The organism is Pseudomonas sp. S60 (genome assembly GCF_016647865.1).
GTDB classification, from domain to species: Bacteria; Pseudomonadota; Gammaproteobacteria; order Pseudomonadales; family Pseudomonadaceae; genus Aquipseudomonas; species Aquipseudomonas parafulva.
Genome location: NZ_JACVVH010000001.1, coordinates 99,525 through 118,130 on the forward strand (window position 1 = coordinate 99,525; position 18,606 = coordinate 118,130).

General features: G+C 63.5%; 14 protein-coding genes. 8 read left to right on the forward strand and 6 right to left on the reverse strand.

Annotated elements, in window-relative coordinates; translation table 11 throughout:
• Nucleotides 1–7: 7 nt before the first annotated feature.
• Nucleotides 8–1,321, reverse strand: a complete 1,314-nt coding sequence (locus tag IAE33_RS00400; RefSeq protein WP_201161648.1) for a hypothetical protein — start codon at nt 1,319–1,321, stop codon at nt 8–10.
• Nucleotides 1,322–1,401: 80 nt separating this feature from the next.
• Nucleotides 1,402–2,895, reverse strand: a complete 1,494-nt coding sequence (locus IAE33_RS00405; protein WP_201161649.1) for an aldehyde dehydrogenase family protein — start codon at nt 2,893–2,895, stop codon at nt 1,402–1,404.
• A gap of 409 nt (nt 2,896–3,304) precedes the next feature.
• On the opposite strand from IAE33_RS00405, the gene peaA reads away from it, so the two are divergent.
• From peaA to peaD, 4 genes are read left to right on the forward strand one after another with little or no spacing between them, the layout of a single operon-like run.
• Complete coding sequence (gene peaA, locus IAE33_RS00410; protein WP_201161650.1) at nt 3,305–4,870, forward strand: quinohemoprotein amine dehydrogenase subunit alpha; 1,566 nt, start codon at nt 3,305–3,307, stop codon at nt 4,868–4,870.
• 48 nt (nt 4,871–4,918) lie between these two features.
• Nucleotides 4,919–6,349 carry a quinohemoprotein amine dehydrogenase maturation protein gene (gene peaB / locus IAE33_RS00415; protein ID WP_201161651.1) on the forward strand — a complete coding sequence of 477 codons (1,431 nt, stop codon included), beginning with the start codon at nt 4,919–4,921 and terminating at the stop codon, nt 6,347–6,349.
• A gap of 1 nt (nt 6,350) precedes the next feature.
• Nucleotides 6,351–6,674, forward strand: coding sequence for a quinohemoprotein amine dehydrogenase subunit gamma (gene qhpC, locus IAE33_RS00420; RefSeq protein ID WP_014590799.1), 324 nt, complete (start codon nt 6,351–6,353; stop codon nt 6,672–6,674).
• Nucleotides 6,675–6,706: 32 nt separating this feature from the next.
• Nucleotides 6,707–7,828 (forward strand): quinohemoprotein amine dehydrogenase subunit beta, encoded by a 1,122-nt coding sequence (gene peaD / locus IAE33_RS00425; RefSeq protein WP_201161652.1) that lies wholly within the window; start codon nt 6,707–6,709, stop codon nt 7,826–7,828.
• Nucleotides 7,829–7,899: 71 nt separating this feature from the next.
• On the opposite strand, the gene mobA is transcribed toward peaD, so the two are convergent.
• The 3 genes from mobA to IAE33_RS00440 form a co-directional block, all read right to left on the reverse strand.
• Nucleotides 7,900–8,472, reverse strand: a complete 573-nt coding sequence (mobA, locus tag IAE33_RS00430) for a molybdenum cofactor guanylyltransferase MobA (protein ID WP_201161653.1) — start codon at nt 8,470–8,472, stop codon at nt 7,900–7,902.
• A 61-nt stretch (nt 8,473–8,533) separates the two neighbouring features.
• Nucleotides 8,534–11,653, reverse strand: coding sequence for an efflux RND transporter permease subunit (locus IAE33_RS00435; protein WP_201161654.1), 3,120 nt, complete (start codon nt 11,651–11,653; stop codon nt 8,534–8,536).
• Between the two features lie 11 nt (nt 11,654–11,664).
• Nucleotides 11,665–12,840 (reverse strand): efflux RND transporter periplasmic adaptor subunit, encoded by a 1,176-nt coding sequence (locus IAE33_RS00440; RefSeq protein WP_028633896.1) that lies wholly within the window; start codon nt 12,838–12,840, stop codon nt 11,665–11,667.
• 260 nt (nt 12,841–13,100) lie between these two features.
• Here IAE33_RS00440 and IAE33_RS00445 point away from each other — a divergent pair, with 260 nt between their 5' ends.
• The 4 genes from IAE33_RS00445 (at nt 13,101) to ilvA (ending at nt 17,353) form a co-directional block, all read left to right on the forward strand.
• Nucleotides 13,101–13,802 carry a response regulator transcription factor gene (locus IAE33_RS00445; RefSeq protein ID WP_201161655.1) on the forward strand — a complete coding sequence of 234 codons (702 nt, stop codon included), beginning with the start codon at nt 13,101–13,103 and terminating at the stop codon, nt 13,800–13,802.
• A 6-nt stretch (nt 13,803–13,808) separates the two neighbouring features.
• Nucleotides 13,809–15,104, forward strand: a complete 1,296-nt coding sequence (locus IAE33_RS00450; RefSeq protein WP_201161656.1) for an ATP-binding protein — start codon at nt 13,809–13,811, stop codon at nt 15,102–15,104.
• A 74-nt stretch (nt 15,105–15,178) separates the two neighbouring features.
• On the forward strand, nt 15,179–15,610 hold the full coding sequence (locus IAE33_RS00455) for a PACE efflux transporter (protein WP_201161657.1): 432 nt from the start codon (nt 15,179–15,181) through the stop codon (nt 15,608–15,610).
• Nucleotides 15,611–15,790: 180 nt separating this feature from the next.
• Nucleotides 15,791–17,353 (forward strand): threonine ammonia-lyase, biosynthetic, encoded by a 1,563-nt coding sequence (ilvA, locus tag IAE33_RS00460; RefSeq protein WP_201161658.1) that lies wholly within the window; start codon nt 15,791–15,793, stop codon nt 17,351–17,353.
• Between the two features lie 33 nt (nt 17,354–17,386).
• On the opposite strand, the gene IAE33_RS00465 is transcribed toward ilvA, so the two are convergent.
• Nucleotides 17,387–18,568 (reverse strand): hypothetical protein, encoded by a 1,182-nt coding sequence (locus tag IAE33_RS00465; RefSeq protein WP_201161659.1) that lies wholly within the window; start codon nt 18,566–18,568, stop codon nt 17,387–17,389.
• Nucleotides 18,569–18,606 lie beyond the last annotated feature (38 nt).

Here is an 18,606-nt window from a genome sequence, read left to right on the forward strand (position 1 = left end):
GGTCGGCTTAGAAGAAGGTTCCGACGATCAGTTGCAGATAGGTGCCCGTATCCCGCCCGCCCAATTGCGTGCCGCCGTTGGCAGCGCTCCGCTCGGGTTTGTAGAAGCCTACTACCGGGCTGATGAGGAGATGGTCGTTGACCATCCATTCTGCGTACAGGTCCAGTTCACGCCCGCCCAGGTTGCCCCGGGCGGTATCGAGCGTATCAAAGTCGAAGTACAGCGCACCCACGGTCAGGTTGTCATGCGGCTTGCCTTTGACCGCTACATGATGCACCTGGCTGTTCTTGTTGAACGGCCCTGCATAGTTGGCTGCCACCTCCCCCTGGAACCAAGTGCCGTAGCCCCGGCTCAGGCCGTAGAACAACGGGTCGAAGCCCTCGGAGAACCGGCTGTAGCGGTAGGTGGCAGTGGGTGACCAGGGCAAGGCAGTAAACGTCCAGTTGCCCTCCAGGTACCACGCATTCTCGTGCCCGCCAGTCTGGTCCTGTGTGACGTACTCGGCGGCGACCTCAAGGCCTTCAACGCCCAGGTTACCTCGCCCGCGCAGGCTTGCAGTATCCATGCCGTCGCGGTGTTGCAGGCCCATCAGTTGTGCGTATCGGTCGTCCACATCCAGGCCGCGGATCCAGCTGAGGCCCACGGTACCTGTGTCAGCGACATGCTCCAGGTTGGCCACTGCCAGCGAGGTGTCGGCCTGGTAATGGTTATCGGACTTTAGCCACATCAGGTCGCCACGCCAGCCTTGCTTCCCGCCCAGGCGCAACACGGCCGTGCGGTCGAAGGCTTTGCGCGCTGCCAGGTAGTAGGCGCCGCCACGGTTGAAGTTCGCGCCCAGGTCCGCTTTGCCCAGGTTTACCGGGTCGCCTTGAATCAGGAAACCGTCGCCTAGCGTCACCACCTGCCGCCCGCCGGAGAGGTCGATGCCATCCTCGCCCAGGGCCGGAAACAGGTTCCCCGACCGCCAGCCCAGGTTCATGTCCTCGATGGCGGTGCGGCGTTCGTCGCCCAGGGTCAGCCCGGCAGCATCGCCATCGCCCCAGGTTGCGGAACTGACCAGGCTGAGCGCGCCGTAGAGGGTGCCGCTTGCGGCCAATGCCTGGGTGCCGGCGAGGCCGTACTTCGCATAACCTTCCTGCCACGCGCTGCTGCCAGCTTGGCGGTTGCCGGCCTGGTTGAAGCTTTCGTCGCTGTGGAAGGCGCCGAACAGTGCCTCGAGGTTGGCGTTCACCGTAGTGCCGTTCTGGTTGTACAGCTCATAGGCGTGGGTGAGCGGGGCAGTGAACAGCAGGGCCAATGTGCAGGCGAGTTTGTGCGTCATGGTGTACTCCATGGTCATTGTTGTTTTGAGAAGTGCTGCAGCGGCCCTGCCGCGATGGGGCAGGGCCAGGGGTGAAACGCTCAGAGCTTGATCAGTACTGACTTGAGCTCTGTGTAGTGGTCAATGGCAGCCGCGCCCATTTCACGGCCCACCCCCGACATCTTGTAGCCCCCGAACGGCAATGCCGGGTCCAGGGCGCTGTGGCAGTTGACCCACACCGAGCCTGACTTGATACGCGGGATCATGCGGTGTACCGCAGCCAGGTCGTTGGACCAGATGCTTGCGCCCAGACCGTATGGGTTGTCGTTGGCCATGGCGATTACTTCATCGACGTCGTCGAAAGGCATCGCCACCAGCACCGGGCCGAATATTTCTTCCTGCACCAGGCGATGGCGCTGGCCCACATCGACGATGACGGTGGGCTTGACGAAGTACCCTGGGCCGAAGCTTTCACCCCCACAAGCAATGGTTGCCCCGAGTTCGCGGCCCAGTTCGATGTAGCCGGTGACCCGGTCCTGCTGTTTGGCGGAAATCAGCGGGCCCATTTGCACCGTTGGGTCCAGGCCGCTGCCAAGTTTCATGCCGTTGGCGATGCTGGCGATATCACCCACCACATTGTCGAAATGCTTGCGGTGGACGTACAGGCGTGAGCCGGCGCAGCATACTTGGCCCTGGTTGAAGAAGATGGCGCTGGCGGCCCCGGCTGCAGCCTCCTGCAGGTTGGCATCGGGCATGACGATGGTAGGCGATTTACCACCCAGTTCGAGGGTGACCCGGGTCATGTTGTCCATGGCCGCCTTGCCGATCAACTTGCCCACCTCGGTGGAGCCGGTGAACGTCAGTTTGTCGACGCCGGGGTGTCGGCTGAGGGCGCCGCCGGCATTCAGGCCGGTGCCGGTGACCACGTTGAACACGCCCGGCGGGTAGCCGGCTTCGTCCACCAGTTCTGCCAGCTTGAGCACGCTCAGCGGTGTTTCGTCCGCCGGTTTGAGCACTACCGTGCAGCCGGTGGCCAATGCAGGGCCGAGCTTCCAGCACGCCAGCAGCAATGGGAAGTTCCAGGCAACGATGGCACCGACCACGCCCACCGCCTCCCGACGCACGAACCCATGAAACTGGTCGTTTGGCATCAGCGGCAGGGATGCATCCACGGTGCTGCCTTCGATCTTGGTCGCCCAGCCGGCCATGTAACGCAGAAAATCGATGGCCAGTTGCACGTCCATCACCTGCGCCACCGCAGCGCTCTTGCCGTTGTTCAGGCACTCCAGCTCTGCCAGCAGGCGGGCGTCACGTTCCATCAGGTCGGCCAGGCGCCACAGCAGGTTCTGGCGTTCGCGCGGGCGCAGGCGGCTCCAGGGCGAATCATCGAACGCCTGGCGCGCAGCGCGTACTGCCCGGTCTACGTCCTCGGCATCCGCGGCGGGCACTTCGCCCAGTATCTCGCCCGTAGCCGGGTTGCGAAAGGACAGGGTGCGGCCACTGGCGGCGTCCTGCCATTCGGCACCGATGCGCATCTTCAGTTTGCGTTCGATGAAGGCCTGGGTGGCAGGCAGGGTAGAGTGTTCGCTGGGCATGGGGCTTAGCCTCTTGTCATTGGATGTGACAGGCTTTGGGCAATGGCCGTGCCAAGGTTGCACCGGGGCTGTAGGGCCTTGAATCGTGGGGCTTTGCGCGGCGGTATAGCCCTGAACAACGGTGCTGCGCTGTAGCACATTGAGACAGTGTGAGACGGGGATGCAACAGGGGTCAGCTGACCGCTGCCTCCCACGCGGGGCAGTGTCTCAGCTTGAAACACCCTGTCGCGAAATGGCACGCCGCTCGCGCTGGCACACACTGGGAAGGCACACCCAAAAACCTGTCAAGTCACTGAAAAGTAAAGAAGTTGGTGGAGCTGGCACGGTTTCTGTATCTGAGCCAGTCATTGCACCCGTGCTTCACCTGAGCGTGCGACACCATAAGAACAACAACCGTGGAGGTCTGACCTTGAAGACGACTCGACTCCGGCGACATGCTGGCAAGCTGGCGTTACTTGCCGCCGCGCTGCTGGGCACCCAGGCCATGGCGGCCGAACAGGGCCCGAGCCTTTTGCAGAACACGTGCATGGGGTGCCATATACCCGAAGGTACCGACAGTTACAGCCGCATCAGCCACCAGCGTAAAACCCCCGAGGGCTGGTTGATGAGCATCGCCCGCATGCAGGTGATGCACGGCTTGCAGATCAGCGACGATGACCGCCGTACCTTGGTCAAGTACCTGGCCGACAAACAAGGCCTGGCCCCCAGTGAAACAGACGGCGTGCGTTACGCGATGGAACGCCGCCTCAACACGGTGGAGCATTTCGATACCCAACTGGCCGAAACCTGCGGCCGTTGCCACTCCGGCGCGCGGGTGGCGCTGCAACGGCGCCCGGCGAAGGAATGGGAATACCTGGTCAACTTCCACCTCGGCCAATGGCCATCCCTTGAGTATCAGGCCCAGGCGCGTGACCGGGACTGGTTGCCGATCGCCCTGCAGCAAGTGGTGCCTGAACTTGCCAAGCGCTACCCGCTGGAGAGCTCGGCCTGGGCCGACTGGCAGAAGGCCAAACCTGATGCCAGCACACTGGCGGGGCAGTGGGCCTTCAGTGGGCACATGCTGGCCAAAGGCGATGTGCGTGGGGTGATGAGTATCACTGCCGAGCCGGGCGACACCTTCAAGGTCGAGGTCAAGGGCGCTTATGCCGACGGCACTCCATTCGACGGCAACGGCACGGCGATTCTGTACAACGGCTATGAGTGGCGCGCCAATGTGAAAGTGGGCGATACCTACCTCCGCCAGGTATTCGCAGCACTGGATGGCGAAATGAAAGGCCGCATGTTCGAAGCCGAACACGATGAGCGTGGCCTGGACTTCACTGCTGTGAAGGAAGGCAAGGCCCGCCTGCTGGCGATACAGCCAGGCTTCATCAAGGCCGGTGAAGAGGCCGAGATCAGCGTGGTGGGCAGTGGCCTGGACGGCAAGCCCGACCTGGGCGCCGGCGTCGAGGTGACCCAAGTGCTGGAGCAGACGCCAACCTTGCTGCGGGTCCAAGCGCGCGCGGCCCGCGACGCCCAGCCCGGCCAGCGCGACGTTGCCGTGGGTGCGCTGAAGGGGGCAACCCTGGCCGTTTACGACAAGGTCGAGGAGGTGAAGGTGGTCCCCGCGTTCTCCATCGCCCGCATTGGTGAAAACGGTGCATCGGTGCCCAAGGTGCAGGGGCGCTTCGAGGCTGAAGCCTGGGGCAAGGACGCCAGCGGCCAGCCGCTGCGCATTGGTTACCTCCCGGCCACATGGAAGGTCGAACCGTTCAACGAGCGTGCCGTTGAGGACGAAGACGTGAAATTTGCCGGGCAGATGCAGCCCGACGGCGTGTTCGTGCCCGGCGGCGCAGGCCCCAACCCTGAGCGCAAGATGATGACCAACAACGCCGGCAACCTCAAGGTCATCGCCACACTGGCCGACGGCGGCCAGACCGGGGAGGGGCACATGATCGTGACCGTACAGCGCTGGAACAACCCGCCATTGCCGTAACGGCGGGCTGCAACGGTTTTCCAACGGATCGATTATCGGGAGGTCGCCATGGGCGCACTACTGAACCTGGTCGAGCGTAACCTGCATGAAGTGCAGGTAGATGCCGACCGCATGCTGTTCCACATACCCAGCAGCTCGCTGTTTGCCACCGACGCCGTGACCGGCGGGATCATCGACAGCCTGCGCCAGCAGGGTTGTTCGGCCGAAGAGTTGATACAACGGCTTGGCCAGCAATTTGCCGGGCAGGACATCCAGGACACCCTGCGCGAGCTGATCGCCCTGGAACTGGTCAGCGACGGCTCGCCGCTGACCCCGGAGATCGCCCTCAAGCAGGTCGAACGCACCGCCCTGAACACGGTGGTGCTCAACGTCAACACCGGTTGCAACCTCAGTTGTACCTACTGCTACAAGGAAGATCTGGACAAGCCGTCTGCCGGCAAGAAAATGAACACGGCCACCGCCGAAGCCTCGGTGGAGATGCTGCTCAAGGAGTCCCCCGACGAGCAGCGTTACAGCGTGGTGTTCTTTGGCGGCGAACCGCTTTCCAACCGGCCGCTCATCGAGCACATGGTGGGCTATTGCGAACGCCGCTTCGCCGAGGCCGGCAAGCAAGTGGAATTCATCATGACCACCAACGCCACCTTGCTGACCGAAGAGGTAGTCGACTGGCTTGATGCCCACCGCTTCGGGCTGTCGATCAGCATTGACGGCCCCAAGACCGTGCATGACCGCAACCGCATCACCGTGGGCGGCCAGGGCACCTATGATGTGGTGCGACGCAAGGCAGACATGCTGCTGTCGCGTTACCGCAGCCGGCCCGTGGGTGCGCGCGTGACCCTCACCCGTGGCATCACCGACGTCGAAACCATCTGGAACCACCTGTTCAATGAGCTTGGTTTCGCCGAAGTAGGCTTTGCCCCTGTCACCTCCGGTGACATGGCCGCCTTCAACCTCACCGGCGAAGAGCTGGTGCAGGTGTTTGCCAATATGAAGGCCCTGGGGCGGCGCTACCTGGACGCTGCGCTGGAGCACCGCAACATCGGCTTCTCCAACCTGCACCAGCTGATTACCGACATCCACGAAGGCCACAAGAAGGCACTGCCGTGTGGCGCAGGGCTGAAGATGCTGGCAGTGGACCATGAGGGCGAACTCAACCTGTGCCACCGCTTCACAGGCTCCAGCCTGCCGACGTTCGGTAACGTACACCAGGGCGTCAAGCAGGTGCAGCTGAATGACTTTCTGTCACAACGCCTTGACCGCAGCAACACCGGCTGCGAGAGCTGCCGCATCCGCAACCTGTGTTCGGGCGGGTGCTACCACGAGAGCTACGCACGTTACGGCGACCCGCAGCACCCGACCTACCACTATTGCGAGCTGATGCGCGACTGGGTGGACTTCGGGATCGAGGTCTACAGCCGCATCATGGCCACCAACCCGGCCTTCATCGACCGCTACATCACCCCGCGGAAGGCGCACTGACATGAAGCATTTGAAACCGCTCAACAACAAGGCACGCATCCTGGAGCAGGCCGCCGCCGAGGACCGCGTCGAGGAAGTCATGGCCATGAGCGCGGTGGCCGGGTGCACCGCCACCACCGACCCTGGCTGGGAAGTTGACGCGTTTGGCGGTGTGAGCTCGCTGTGCCAGCCCATGGAGGCTGACCTGTACGGCTGCTCCGACCCCTGCTGGTGGCCGGCTCAGGTGCCGGACATGATGAGTACCTACCAGGACTGGAACGCTCAGGCGACCAACTCCGCTGAAGACTGGCGCAACCTGGGCACCGTGTTCCCGAAAGACAAGTGACCGGCCCAACAAGAACGACAAGGGGAAACCGCATGAATGCTGGACGCTGCGCACGCGTTGCGCTCACCATCGCCGCCATCGCCTGTACTGGCATGGCGCAGGCAGACGATACCGGGCCGGCCCTGAAGGCCGGGCATGAATACATGATCGTCACCAACTACCCAAACAACCTGCACGTGGTGGATGTGGCCACCGATACTGTGTTCAAAAGCTGCGCGATGCCCGACAAGTTTGGCCCTGGCACCGCCATGATGGCGCCGGACAAACGCACCGCCTACGTATTGAACAATCACTTTGGCGACATCTACGGGTTTGACCTGGACACCTGCAAGAACACCTTCCACGCCAACCTGTCCAGTGTGGCAGGCGAGGTGGGGCGCTCGATGTATTCGTTCGCGATCAGCCCGGATGGCGAGGAAGTCTACGCAACGGTCAACCCCACCCAGCGCCTGAACGATCACTACGTGGTCAAGCCGCCCAGGTTGGAGGTGTTCCGTACCCGTGACGGCCTGCAGGCCAAGCCGGTACGCACCTTCCCGATGCCGCGGCAGGTGTACCTGATGCGTACTGCCGATGATGGCAGCCTGTACGTGGCCGGGCCGGACCTGTACAAGATGGATGTGCAGACCGGCAAATACACGGTGGCCCTGCCGCTGCGCAACTGGAACCGCAAAGGCTACAGCGCCCCGGACGTGCTGTACTTCTGGCCGCACCAGAGCCCGCGTCACGAATTTTCCATGCTGTACACCATTGCCAAGTTCAAGGGCGGCAAGCAGGACCCGGCCACCGATGAGTACTTGTATGGCTACCTGAGCGTCGACCTCAAGACCGGCAAGACTCACACCCAGGAGTTCGCCGACCTGACGGAGCTGTACTTCACCGGCCTGCGCTCACCCAAGAACCCCAACCAGATGTATGGCGTGCTCAATCGCCTGGCCAAGTACGATATCAAGCAGCGCAAGCTGATGAAGGCTGCGAACCTTGAGCACACCTACTATTGCGTCACCTTTGACAGCAAGGGCGACAAGCTGTACCTGGGGGGCACGTTCAATGACCTGGCGGTATTCAACCCGGACACGCTGGAAAAGGTCGGCAACATCAAGTTGCCGGGTGGGGACATGTCCACCTCGACGCCTCAGGTATTTGTTCGGTAGAAGCAATGGCCTTGCACAACCCTCAAAGCTGGCGGAACACTTGGGCTTCCCAAGCAAGGGTGCGTGCCATTTTATGAGAGCCACTCCGGGCTGTTGAAGTTGCTCAGCCTGGGGTCATCATCTTCACATTCCAGCGCCTCAACCTGCGCGCGCAACAGCGCCTTTTGCAAACTGCGCTCGCCCTCGGCCCAGGCATGTTCCAGCGCCGGCAGTAGCCGGCGTGGGAGCACGCTGAACATGGGCTGCCAGTAACCACCCTGGCGCACCATGGCCGCAGCATCACGGGCATGCGCCAACCTGCGCAGGTCGTGGATCAAGGCCGGGTCTACCAGGGGCGCGTCGCAGGCCAGTACCACCACCCACCCATGCCTGGCCACCTTCAACCCGGCAATGACCCCGGCCAACGGCCCCGGGAAATCCGCTTCGGCATCGCTCACCAACTGGTCCGCGTAAGCCCGGTAGCGCAGCTGATTGCGGTTGCACGAGATTACCAGGTCATCGCTGAGGGGGCGCAGGGTGCGGTACAGGTGTGCCACCAGTGGTTCGCCGCGCCATTCCAGCAGCCCTTTGTCCCGCCCACCCATGCGCTGGCCGCGGCCGCCGGCAAGGATCAGGACGGAACAGGGGGGCAGGGTATCAGGCATGAAAAAGGGCTCCAGGCAGTCTATGCCAGGAACCCTCCCATTTAAGGCCGTTGTTGTCCAGTCAGCTGTCGTGGGCAACCTCGTTGGCGGGTTGCTTGCCGCGCCCGGCCAGGCGCATCACCACCACGAAGAATACCGGTACGAACACCACGGCAAGGGTGGCACTGAGCATGCCACCGATCACACCGGTGCCGATCGCCTGCTGGCTGGCCGAGCTGGCGCCGCTGGCGATGGCCAGCGGGACCACACCGAGGATGAACGCCAGCGAGGTCATGACGATGGGGCGCAACCGCAAGCGCGCGGCCTGTATCGCCGCCTCGGTGGCATCCAGGCCCTGGTCGACCAGGCTCTTGGCGAACTCGATGATCAGGATGGCGTTTTTCGCCGACAGGCCGATCAGGGTAATCAGGCCCACCTTGAAGAACACGTCGTTGGGCATGCCACGCAGGGAAACGGCCAGCACTGCGCCCAGTATGCCCAGCGGTACTACCAGCAACACCGCAGTGGGGATCGACCAGCTTTCATACAATGCCGCCAGGCACAGGAACACCACCAGCAGCGACAGCGCCATCAATACCGGGGCCTGGCTGCCCGACAGGCGCTCCTGCAGCGACAGGCCGGTCCATTCCAGGCCCATCCCGGTGGGCAGTTGCGCCACCAGCCGCTCCACTTCGGCCATGGCCTCACCCGAGCTGTAACCGGCGGCCGGTTCGCCCGAAATCGACACCGCCGGGTAGCCGTTGTAACGGGTGAGCTGTACGGGGCCACTGACCCACTTGGCTTGCACGAATGCCGCCAGCGGTACCATCTTGCCGCTGCTGTTGCGCACATGAATCTTCAGCAGGTCCTCGACCTGGCTGCGCTGGTCGCCCTCAGCCTGAACCACTACACGCTGCATGCGGCCCTGGTTGGGGAAATCGTTGACGTAGCTGGAGCCCACCGCCACATCCAGTACCGAGCCGATGTCAGCGAACGATACGCCAAGCGCGTTGGCCTGCCGGCGGTCGATCTCAAGCTGCACCTGCGGGCTTTCGGCCAGGGAGGCCTCGCGCACGTTGGTCAGCACCTTGCTCTTGCCGGCGTTGGCCAGCAGCTCGTCGCGGGCCGCCATCAGTTCTGCATGGCCCATGCCGCCACGGTCCTGTAGGCGGAACTGGAAACCGGTGGACTCGCCAAGGCCATCGATCGGCGGCGGCAGCACGGCAAACGCCACGGCATCCTTGAGCTGAGAGAGGGCCATGTTGGCGCGGTCGGCAATCGACTGGGCGCTGTCATCCGCGCCGCGCTCCGACCAGTCCTTGAGCGTGGTGAACGCCAAGGCCGCATTCTGCCCGCTGCCCGAGAAGCTGAAGCCAAGAATGACCGTGGTATTGCCCACGCCCGGCTCCGAGCCGTTGTGCGCCTCTATCTGTGCGGCCACCTGCTCGGTACGCATGCGCGTGGCACCGGGTGGCAGCTGGATGTCTGTGATGGTGTAGCCCTGGTCTTCGGTTGGCAGAAACGCCGTGGGCAGTTGGCTGAACCCGTAGCCCAGCACGCCCAGCAGCAAGGCGTACACCAACAAATACCGGCCACTGCGGCGCAAAGCGCCGGAAACCCAGCCCTGATAGCCGTTGCTCATGCCTTCGAAGCGGCGGTTGAACCAGCCAAAGAAGCCCTTGCGCTGGTGATGCTCGCCCTTGGCAACGGGTTTGAGCAGTGTCGCGCACAGCGCTGGGGTGAGGCTCAGGGCCAGGAAGGCCGAGAACAGGATCGACACCGCCATTGATACCGAGAACTGCTGGTAGATGACCCCGACCGAGCCTTGCATGAACGCCATGGGCAGGAACACCGCCACCAGTACCAGCGTGATGCCGATAATGGCACCGCTGATCTGCCCCATGGCCTTGCGGGTGGCCTCCTTGGGCGGCAGGCCTTCCTCGGCCATGATGCGCTCGACGTTTTCCACCACCACGATGGCGTCGTCCACCAGGATGCCGATGGCCAGGACCATCCCGAACAACGTCAGAACGTTGACCGAAAAGCCCAGGGCCAGCATCACCGCGAACGTGCCCATCAACGCCACCGGCACCACCAGCGTAGGGATCAGCGTGTAACGCAGGTTCTGCAAGAACAGGAACATCACTGCGAACACCAGCAGCATGGCTTCGAACAGGGTGGTGATCACCTGCTGGATGGACACCTTGACGAACGGCGAGGTGTCGTACGGGATGTCGTATTTGACGCCCTCCGGGAAGTAGCGCGCCAGGTCCTGCATCTTCGCCCGCACCAGCGTGGCGGTTTCCATGGCGTTGGCGCCAGGCGACAGCTGCACACTGAAGGCGGTGGCTGGCTTGCCATTGAGGCGGGTGCCGAACTGGTATTCCTGGGCACCCACTTCGACCCGTGCCACATCGCCAATGGTCACGGTGGAGCCGTCTGGGTTGGCGCGCAGAACGATGGCGGCGAACTCCTCGGGGGAGGACAACTGGCCCTTTACCACGACGTTGGCGGTGATCTCCTGCGTGTCGCGGCCAGGCAGGTCACCGATGCTGCCAGGCGCCACCTGGGCGTTCTGCCCGGCAATCGCGTTGGCCACATCGTTGGGGGTGAGGTTCAGGCCGACCAGTTTCGCAGGGTCGATCCAGATGCGCATGGCCCGCTCCGAACCATACAGCTGTGCCTTGCCCACCCCTTTGATGCGGCGGATTTCGTTCATCACGTTGCGAGCGAGGATGTCCGACAGGGCGGTTTCGTCGAGCTTGCCATCCTCGGAGGTAAGGGTACCCAGCAGCAGAAAACCAGTGGACAGCTTCTGCACTTGCAAACCCTGCTGGGTGACCGGCCGTGGCAGGCGCGATTCGACCACTTTCAACCGGTTCTGCACGTCAACCTGAGCCAGGTCCGGGTGGGTGCCGGGCTGGAAGGTCGCGGTAATGGTAGCGCTGCCCAGGCTGCTCTGGGATTCGAAATACAGCAGGTTGTCGGCGCCGTTGAGTTCCTGCTCGATCAGGCTGACCACGCTTTCGTCCATGGTCGCCGCCGAAGCGCCAGGGTAAACGGCATAGATTTCGATCTGTGGCGGCGCCACATTCGGGTACTGCGCCACTGGCAGTTGCGGAATGGCGAGGGCGCCTGCCAGCAGGATGAACAGTGCGACCACCCAGGCGAAAATCGGGCGGTCAATGAAGAATTGCGGCATGGGTCAGGCCCTCACTGGCCGGGGTGCTGTGCGACGGGCTTGGCCTGGGTGGCAGTATCAACCTGCACCTGGTCCCCGGCCTTGATGTGCTGCAGGCCTTCAACCACTACCTGCTCACCGGCAGCCAGGCCCTCGGTGACCACCCAACGGTCGCCCTGGGCGCTGCCCAGCACTACCTGGCGGTCGCTGACGCGAGACTGCGGGTCCACCACCATGACCTTCGGCACGCCGGCGCTGTCGCGTTGGATGGCGCGTTGGGGCACGCTGATGCCCTGGGGTTGCACCGCCTGCGCCAGGCGCACGCGCACATAGCTGCCAGGCAACAGGTCCAGGTTGGGGTTGGGGAATTCGCTGCGCAGGGTGATCTGGTTGGTACTCGGATCGACGCTGATGTCGGAGAACAGCAACTTGCCGGGTAGTGGATAGGCACTGCCGTCGTCCTGGATCAGGGTAACGCTGGCCTGGCCATCGCCGACCTGCTGCACCTGGCCAGCGCGCAGGGCCTTGCGCAGTGCGCTGATTTCGCGGGTCGACTGGGTAACATCGGCGTGGATGGGGTCCAGTTGCTGAATGGTCGCCAGCGGCGTGGCTTCGTTCTGCCCAACCAGCGCGCCTTCGGTTACCTGAGCCCGGCCAATGCGGCCGGCGATTGGCGCCGTGACCGTGGCGTAGCCGAGGTTCAGGCGTGCCCGTTGCAGGGCGGCCTTGGCTTCGGCCACAGCGCCGTCGGCCTGCAGGAAGCTGGCTTTGGCATTGTCGTATTCCTGGCGGCTGACCGCTTTGTCGCTGACCAGTTCGCGGTAGCGCTGCTCCTGCAGCCTGGCTTGGTATAGCGTGGCCTCGGCCTTGGCTAGGGCCGCCTTGGCGCTGTCGAAGTCTGCCTTGAACGGGGCCGGATCGATCAGAAACAGCACATCCCCCTGCTTCACATCGCTGCCTTCACGGTACACGCGCTTGAGCACCACGCCAGCCACCCGGGCGCGAACCTCCGCTGTGCGCGGTGCCAGAATGCGGCCGCTGAGCTCAGTGGTGACGGCCAGTGGCTGCAGTTGCAGGGTTTCTACCCGCACTTGGGGGGCAGGGGGCTGTTGGTCCTGGTTGTCACCTTCGCTACAGCCGCTCAGGCCAAGGCCCAGTAACGCCAGAAGCGCCAGGCGGCGCAGGCAGGGGGATGATGTGTTGGGCATACGGGTCTTCCGCTGATGATCCACACTATGCTACGGCAGTCGCTCTACGAATTGCTGTGAACAGCTGTAGGGCAGGTGTGAAAAAGTGTGAAGAATGATCCTGTAGGCGGGGTGGGTTCTATATTCTGCGTAGGCTTGTGCCGGTTTGGTCGCGGGTAGACCCGGCCTCACAGTCACCCATTGCCTGCGGCCTCTGTGTGAGCGGGTTTACCCGCGAAGAGGCCGGCACAGTTCCACTCCAATCCAGAACCCAAGCGCCTATGCCGAATATTTTCCTGGTCGAAGACGACAGTGCCCTGTCCGAGCTGATCGCCAGCTACCTGCAACGCAATGAATTCCAGGTACAGGTGATTGCCCGCGGCGACCATGTGCTCGACGAGTACCGTCGGCACAAACCTGACCTGGTCATCCTCGACCTGATGCTGCCGGGTATCGACGGGCTGCAGGTTTGCCGCCTGTTGCGTCAGCAGTCCCGTAACCTGCCGATCCTGATGCTTACCGCCCGTGACGACAGCCATGACCAGGTGCTGGGGTTGGAGATGGGCGCGGACGACTATGTCAACAAACCGTGCGAGCCGCGCGTGCTGCTGGCGCGGGTGCGCACCCTGCTGCGCCGCAGCAGCATCAACGAACCCCGCCTGGACCAGGATCTGATCGTTATCGGCGGCCTGCGCATCGACCTGGCCGAGCGTACGGTGACGTGGCGCGGTGAGGCGGTGGAGCTGTCCAGCGGGGAATACAACTTGCTGGTGGTGCTGGCGCGCAATGCGGGAGTGGTGCTGAACCGCGACCGCATTCTGCAGCAGTTGCGTGGCATCGAGTTCAACGGCACCGACCGCTCGGTCGACGTGGCCATCTCCAAGTTGCGGCGCAAGTTCGATGACAATGCCGGGGAAGCCCGCAAGATCAAGACCGTGTGGGGCAAAGGCTACCTGTTCAGCCGCGTCGAGTGGGAGTGCTGACCGCCCATGCTGAAAATTCTGGTGCGCCTGTACCTGGTCATCATCGTGGCGTATGCCGGCGCCTTGCTGTTCATACCCGACACCATCGTCGGGCTGTTCCAGGACCGCTTCATGGCCTACAACCTGGGGCAGACCAAGGGCGTGCAGTCGCTGATCGTGCGCCAGTTCCACCAGGTGCCCAAGGCGCAGTGGCCGGCGGTCGAGCAGGCACTGGCCGAGGATTTCGCGCCGTTGCAGGTGCAACTGCTGCGCTTGAGCGATGCCGGCTTGCGGCCGGCAGAGCGTTCGCGCCTGGAGCAGGGGCTGTACGCCGTGCGGTTGGCAGACTGGGGTTATTACCAAACGGTGCTGGCGCCCCTGGACAAGGACTGGCTGGTGCGTTTGCATTCGCCGCCAGACCCCTTGGACATCAACGTGCTGTCCTGGGGTGTCACGGTACTGATCGGCGCTGCCATGCTGGGTTGCCTGCTGCTTTGGGTGTGGCCGCACTGGCGCGACCTTGAACGCCTCAAGGAAACCGCCCGGCGCCTGGGGCAGGGCGAGATGTCGGAGCGCACGCATATTTCTGCACATTCCAACATCGGTGAGTTGGCCGGGGTGTTCGACACCATGGCCGGCGACCTGGAGCGCCACGTTAATCAGCAACGTGAACTGCTCAACGCCGTTTCACACGAACTGCGCACGCCCCTGACCCGCCTGGATTTCGGCCTGGTGCTGCTGTTCGATGAGGTGCCGGCGGCCAGCCGCAAGCGCCTGCTCGAACTGGTGGGCCATGTGCGGGAACTGGACGAACTGGTACTGGAGCTGCTGTCCTACAGCCGTTTGTACAATACCGACCAGGCGCGCGAACGGGTGGAAGTATCGCTGCTGGAACTGGTGGACAGCGTGCTTGGCAGTTTTGCCGAAGAGCTCGATGGCCGGGGCATCCAGTGGGAAGTGCGCGCCGGCAATGACATGCCGCGTTTCGTGCTCGACCCGCGGCTTACTGCGCGTGCGGTGCAAAACCTGGTGCGCAATGCCATGCGCTACTGCGACAAGCGCCTGCTGCTGCGCTTGAGCCTGGAAGAGGGGGCGTGCCTGTTGACCGTGGAGGACGACGGCATCGGTATTCCGGTGGAGGAACGCGAGCGGATCTTCCAGCCGTTCTACCGCCTGGACCGCAGCCGTGACCGCAGCACTGGCGGGTTTGGCCTGGGGTTGGCGATCAGCCGCCGGGCCATCGAGGGGCAAGGGGGAACGCTGACGGTTGCGCAATCTGCCCTGGGTGGGGCCCGGTTTACCATACGGCTGCCCGCCAGTTGAAAAAACCTGCTGCACCGCTTCTTCTAACCTTGCACTTCTTGTAGCGTTACAGGCTGTCCATCCGGGAGCTGAACATGCAAGGCAAGGCACGCAAGATCGTCCAGGTCGTGCTCTACGAGGCCATCGCCGTAGTGTGTGTAGCGCCCGCGCTGGAACTGGCTTTCGGTGCAGGCATGGCACAATCGGCCGTGCTGTCGGTGTTGATGTCTGGCATCGCCATGAGCTGGAACATGGCCTACAGCTGGGCATTTGAACGTTGGGAGGCGCGTCAGCCAGCGCGCGAGCGCACCTTGCTGCGTCGGCTGTTGCATGCGTTAGGCTTCGAAGGCGGGCTGGTCGTCCTTCTGCTGCCGGTGGTGGCTTACTGGCTGCAGGTAAGCCTCTGGGCGGCGCTGCTGACCAACCTGGCGCTGTTCGTGTTCTTCTTCCTATATGCGTTCTTCTTCCAGTGGGGGTTCGACAAGGTATTCGACGTGCCGCTGTCGGCCCAGCAGGCCAAGTGTTGACGTGCGACCGTGGCGCGGGATAACGTCGTGCCTATGCACACCCTCCCGCACGCCTTCGCCAGCATTATTACCGCCATTATCAGCTTGGCGGGCTAGCGCGAACGTGCACGAAACCCGCCCTGGAGGCGGGTTTTTCCATCTGACTCCTGGGCACCCTGAACAACCGCCAAGGAGTTACCGATGACCAGCCTCTGCGACAGCCCTCGTCTCACCCCCACACCCCAGCAATTGCTGTCGGAGCAGGTCAGGCGCATTCTCGCCGCGCCGGTGTATGACCTGGCCATCGAAACACCGTTGCAGGCCGCGCCGGCCTTGTCTGCCAGGCTCGGTAACCCGGTGCTGCTCAAGCGCGAAGACCTGCAACCGACCTTCTCATTCAAGATCCGCGGCGCCTACACGCGCCTGGCGCGGCTAAGTGCAGCGCAGCGCGCGCGCGGTGTGATCACGGCCTCGGCCGGCAACCATGCCCAAGGTGTGGCACTGGCCGCCTCACACCTTGGCATGACGGCGACCATCGTCATGCCGACCACCACGCCGTCGCTGAAGGTGGAGGGGGTACGCTCACGGGGTGGGCACGTGGTGTTGCACGGTGAGAGTTTCCCCCACGCACTGGCCCATGCGCTGACCCTGGCGGACCGCGGCGGCGCCACCTTCGTGCCGCCGTTCGACGACCCCGATGTGATCGCAGGGCAGGGCACCGTGGGCATGGAGATACTGCGCCAGTGCCAAGGCCCGTTGCACGCCATTTTCGTGCCGGTGGGCGGCGGTGGCCTTATCGCTGGCATCGCAGCCTATGTGAAATACCTGCGGCCGGATGTGAAGGTGATTGGTGTAGAACCGCAGGACTCGAACTGCCTGCAGGCGGCGCTGCAAGCCGGGGAGCGGGTGGTACTGCCACAGGTGGGGGCGTTTGCCGATGGCGTTGCCGTTGCCCAGGTCGGCGCCCACTGCTTCGAGCTGTGCCGGCATTTTGTCGATGAAGTACTGACGGTCGGCAACGATGCGCTGTGCGCTGCCATCAAGGATATCTACGACGATACCCGCTCCATCACAGAACCCTCCGGGGCACTGGCCGTGGCAGGTATCAAGCAGTATGTGGCCCGTGAAGGTATCCAGGGGCAGACGTTGGTGGCCGTTGACTCCGGGGCCAACGTCAATTTCGACCGCTTGCGCCACGTGGCCGAGCGTGCCGAGCTGGGTGAGCAGCGTGAAGCGATCATCGCCGTCACCATACCGGAGCAACCTGGCAGTTTCCGTAGCTTCTGCCAGGCACTGGGCAAGCGCCAGATCACCGAGTTCAACTACCGCTGCAACCCGGGCAAACCGGCGCGGTTGTTCGTGGGGGTGCAGACCCACCCGCAGCACGACCCCCGCGAGCAGCTGCTAGGCGGCCTGCGCGGGCAGGGTTATGACGTGCTTGACCTGACTGACAACGAACTGGCCAAGCTGCATGTTCGCCACACCGTGGGCGGCCATGCCGCGCCAGGCGCCCAAGAGCGTGTGCTGCGCTTCGAGTTCCCGGAGCGCCCCGGGGCGCTGCTGGCGTTTCTGGAACGGTTGGGCAAGCGTTGGAACATCAGCCTGTTCCATTACCGTAACCACGGTGCCGCCCACGCTCGTGTGTTTGCGGCACTCGAAATCCCGGAAGAGGAGCGCGGTGGCTGGCGTTCGGCGCTGGCGGAAATGGGCTACCAGTACTGGGACGAAACCGACAACCCGGCCTACAGGCTGTTTCTAGGCTGATGTAAGGGCGAAGCCAGCGCCGGGGTGGCGGCCTCAGCGCTCGCGCATGAAAAAACCGGCGACAAACTTGCGGAAGGTTTCGGGGCTCTTGAAGTCGGCATAGCGCTTGAAGTTGTCGGCGTCCGGCTCGGGGCCCATGGGCTTCTCCAGCAATGAAACCGAGAGCACACGGTCCTGGTCCGAGGTCATCACTAGTTCATCCATGACCTGGCCGCCGATAACCGGCCGGCGCATCTGCACCTTCACGCCCTTGCCGGCCATCCAGTCCACCAATGCCACCAAGGCCTTGAGCGGTTCACGCTCCTCGTCGCGGTATACGGGGAACAGATGCCTGCGTGACAGCACAGGCACGCTTGCCACGTGGATCAGCTCGTAGAACTGGCTGCCGGGCGTGGCTGGCGAATACAGCACCAGGGCCAACAGTGGGCCGCTGGTGCGTTGCCCGCCCCAGTACAGGTGGTGACCTTGGAAATCGACGCCTTCGACGCTGCGGTTGCTGAACAGCTTGCGGCCCTTGATCTGATCGATGCAGTCGAGCAGCAGGCCGTGCCGCCGGTGGTTGCCGAACACCGTGGCCTCTCGCAGCCGCGCCTTGAGCATCATCATGTGCTTCATGTCCAGGCGGGTTTCCAGGTAGTTGCTGGCCGGTACCCGTTCAAGCAAGGGATAGCGGCTTGCCACATTGCGCAACTGGGCGAATTGCCCAGTGAGGTCCTGTTTGAGGTGGGTGGCATACAGGTTCAGGCCGCTGGTTTCGATCCAGGTCAGCAACAGGGACAGCAGCCGCTGTTGCTCACGGCGGTCCGCGCTCTCGCCGCCGCTGCCTGAGGATGCTGGGCGAAAGTCGCCGATCAGGCGCAGTGGGGTATCCGGTGCCAGCCAGGCCGCCGGCTGCACAGGGGCGCTGTCGCGCTCGGCCGCCTCTTGTTCGTTCTTGGTGAACGGGCACCCCGGGGCGTGCTCGGCAGTGCCGGGGTTGTTCTTGAGAAACAGCGTGCCGGTGTGGCCGTTGAGTGTGACGTTAAGCACCGGCAGCGCATCGCTGCGGCAGTCGCACGCCAGCCAGTGGTTGGCGTTACGCACGTGCATCAACAACTGGTTGGCTTGCAGCAGCCGAGGCCCGGTAAGGCTGCCGCTGGCAAACCCCTCCAGCAGCGCTTCTTCAGCAGGCGTCAGGCTACGCACCTGGGTGGCGGTCTTGTCGATGATGCGCATGCAGCAGCTCCTTGCTCAGAACCTCAAGCTTCAAGCAA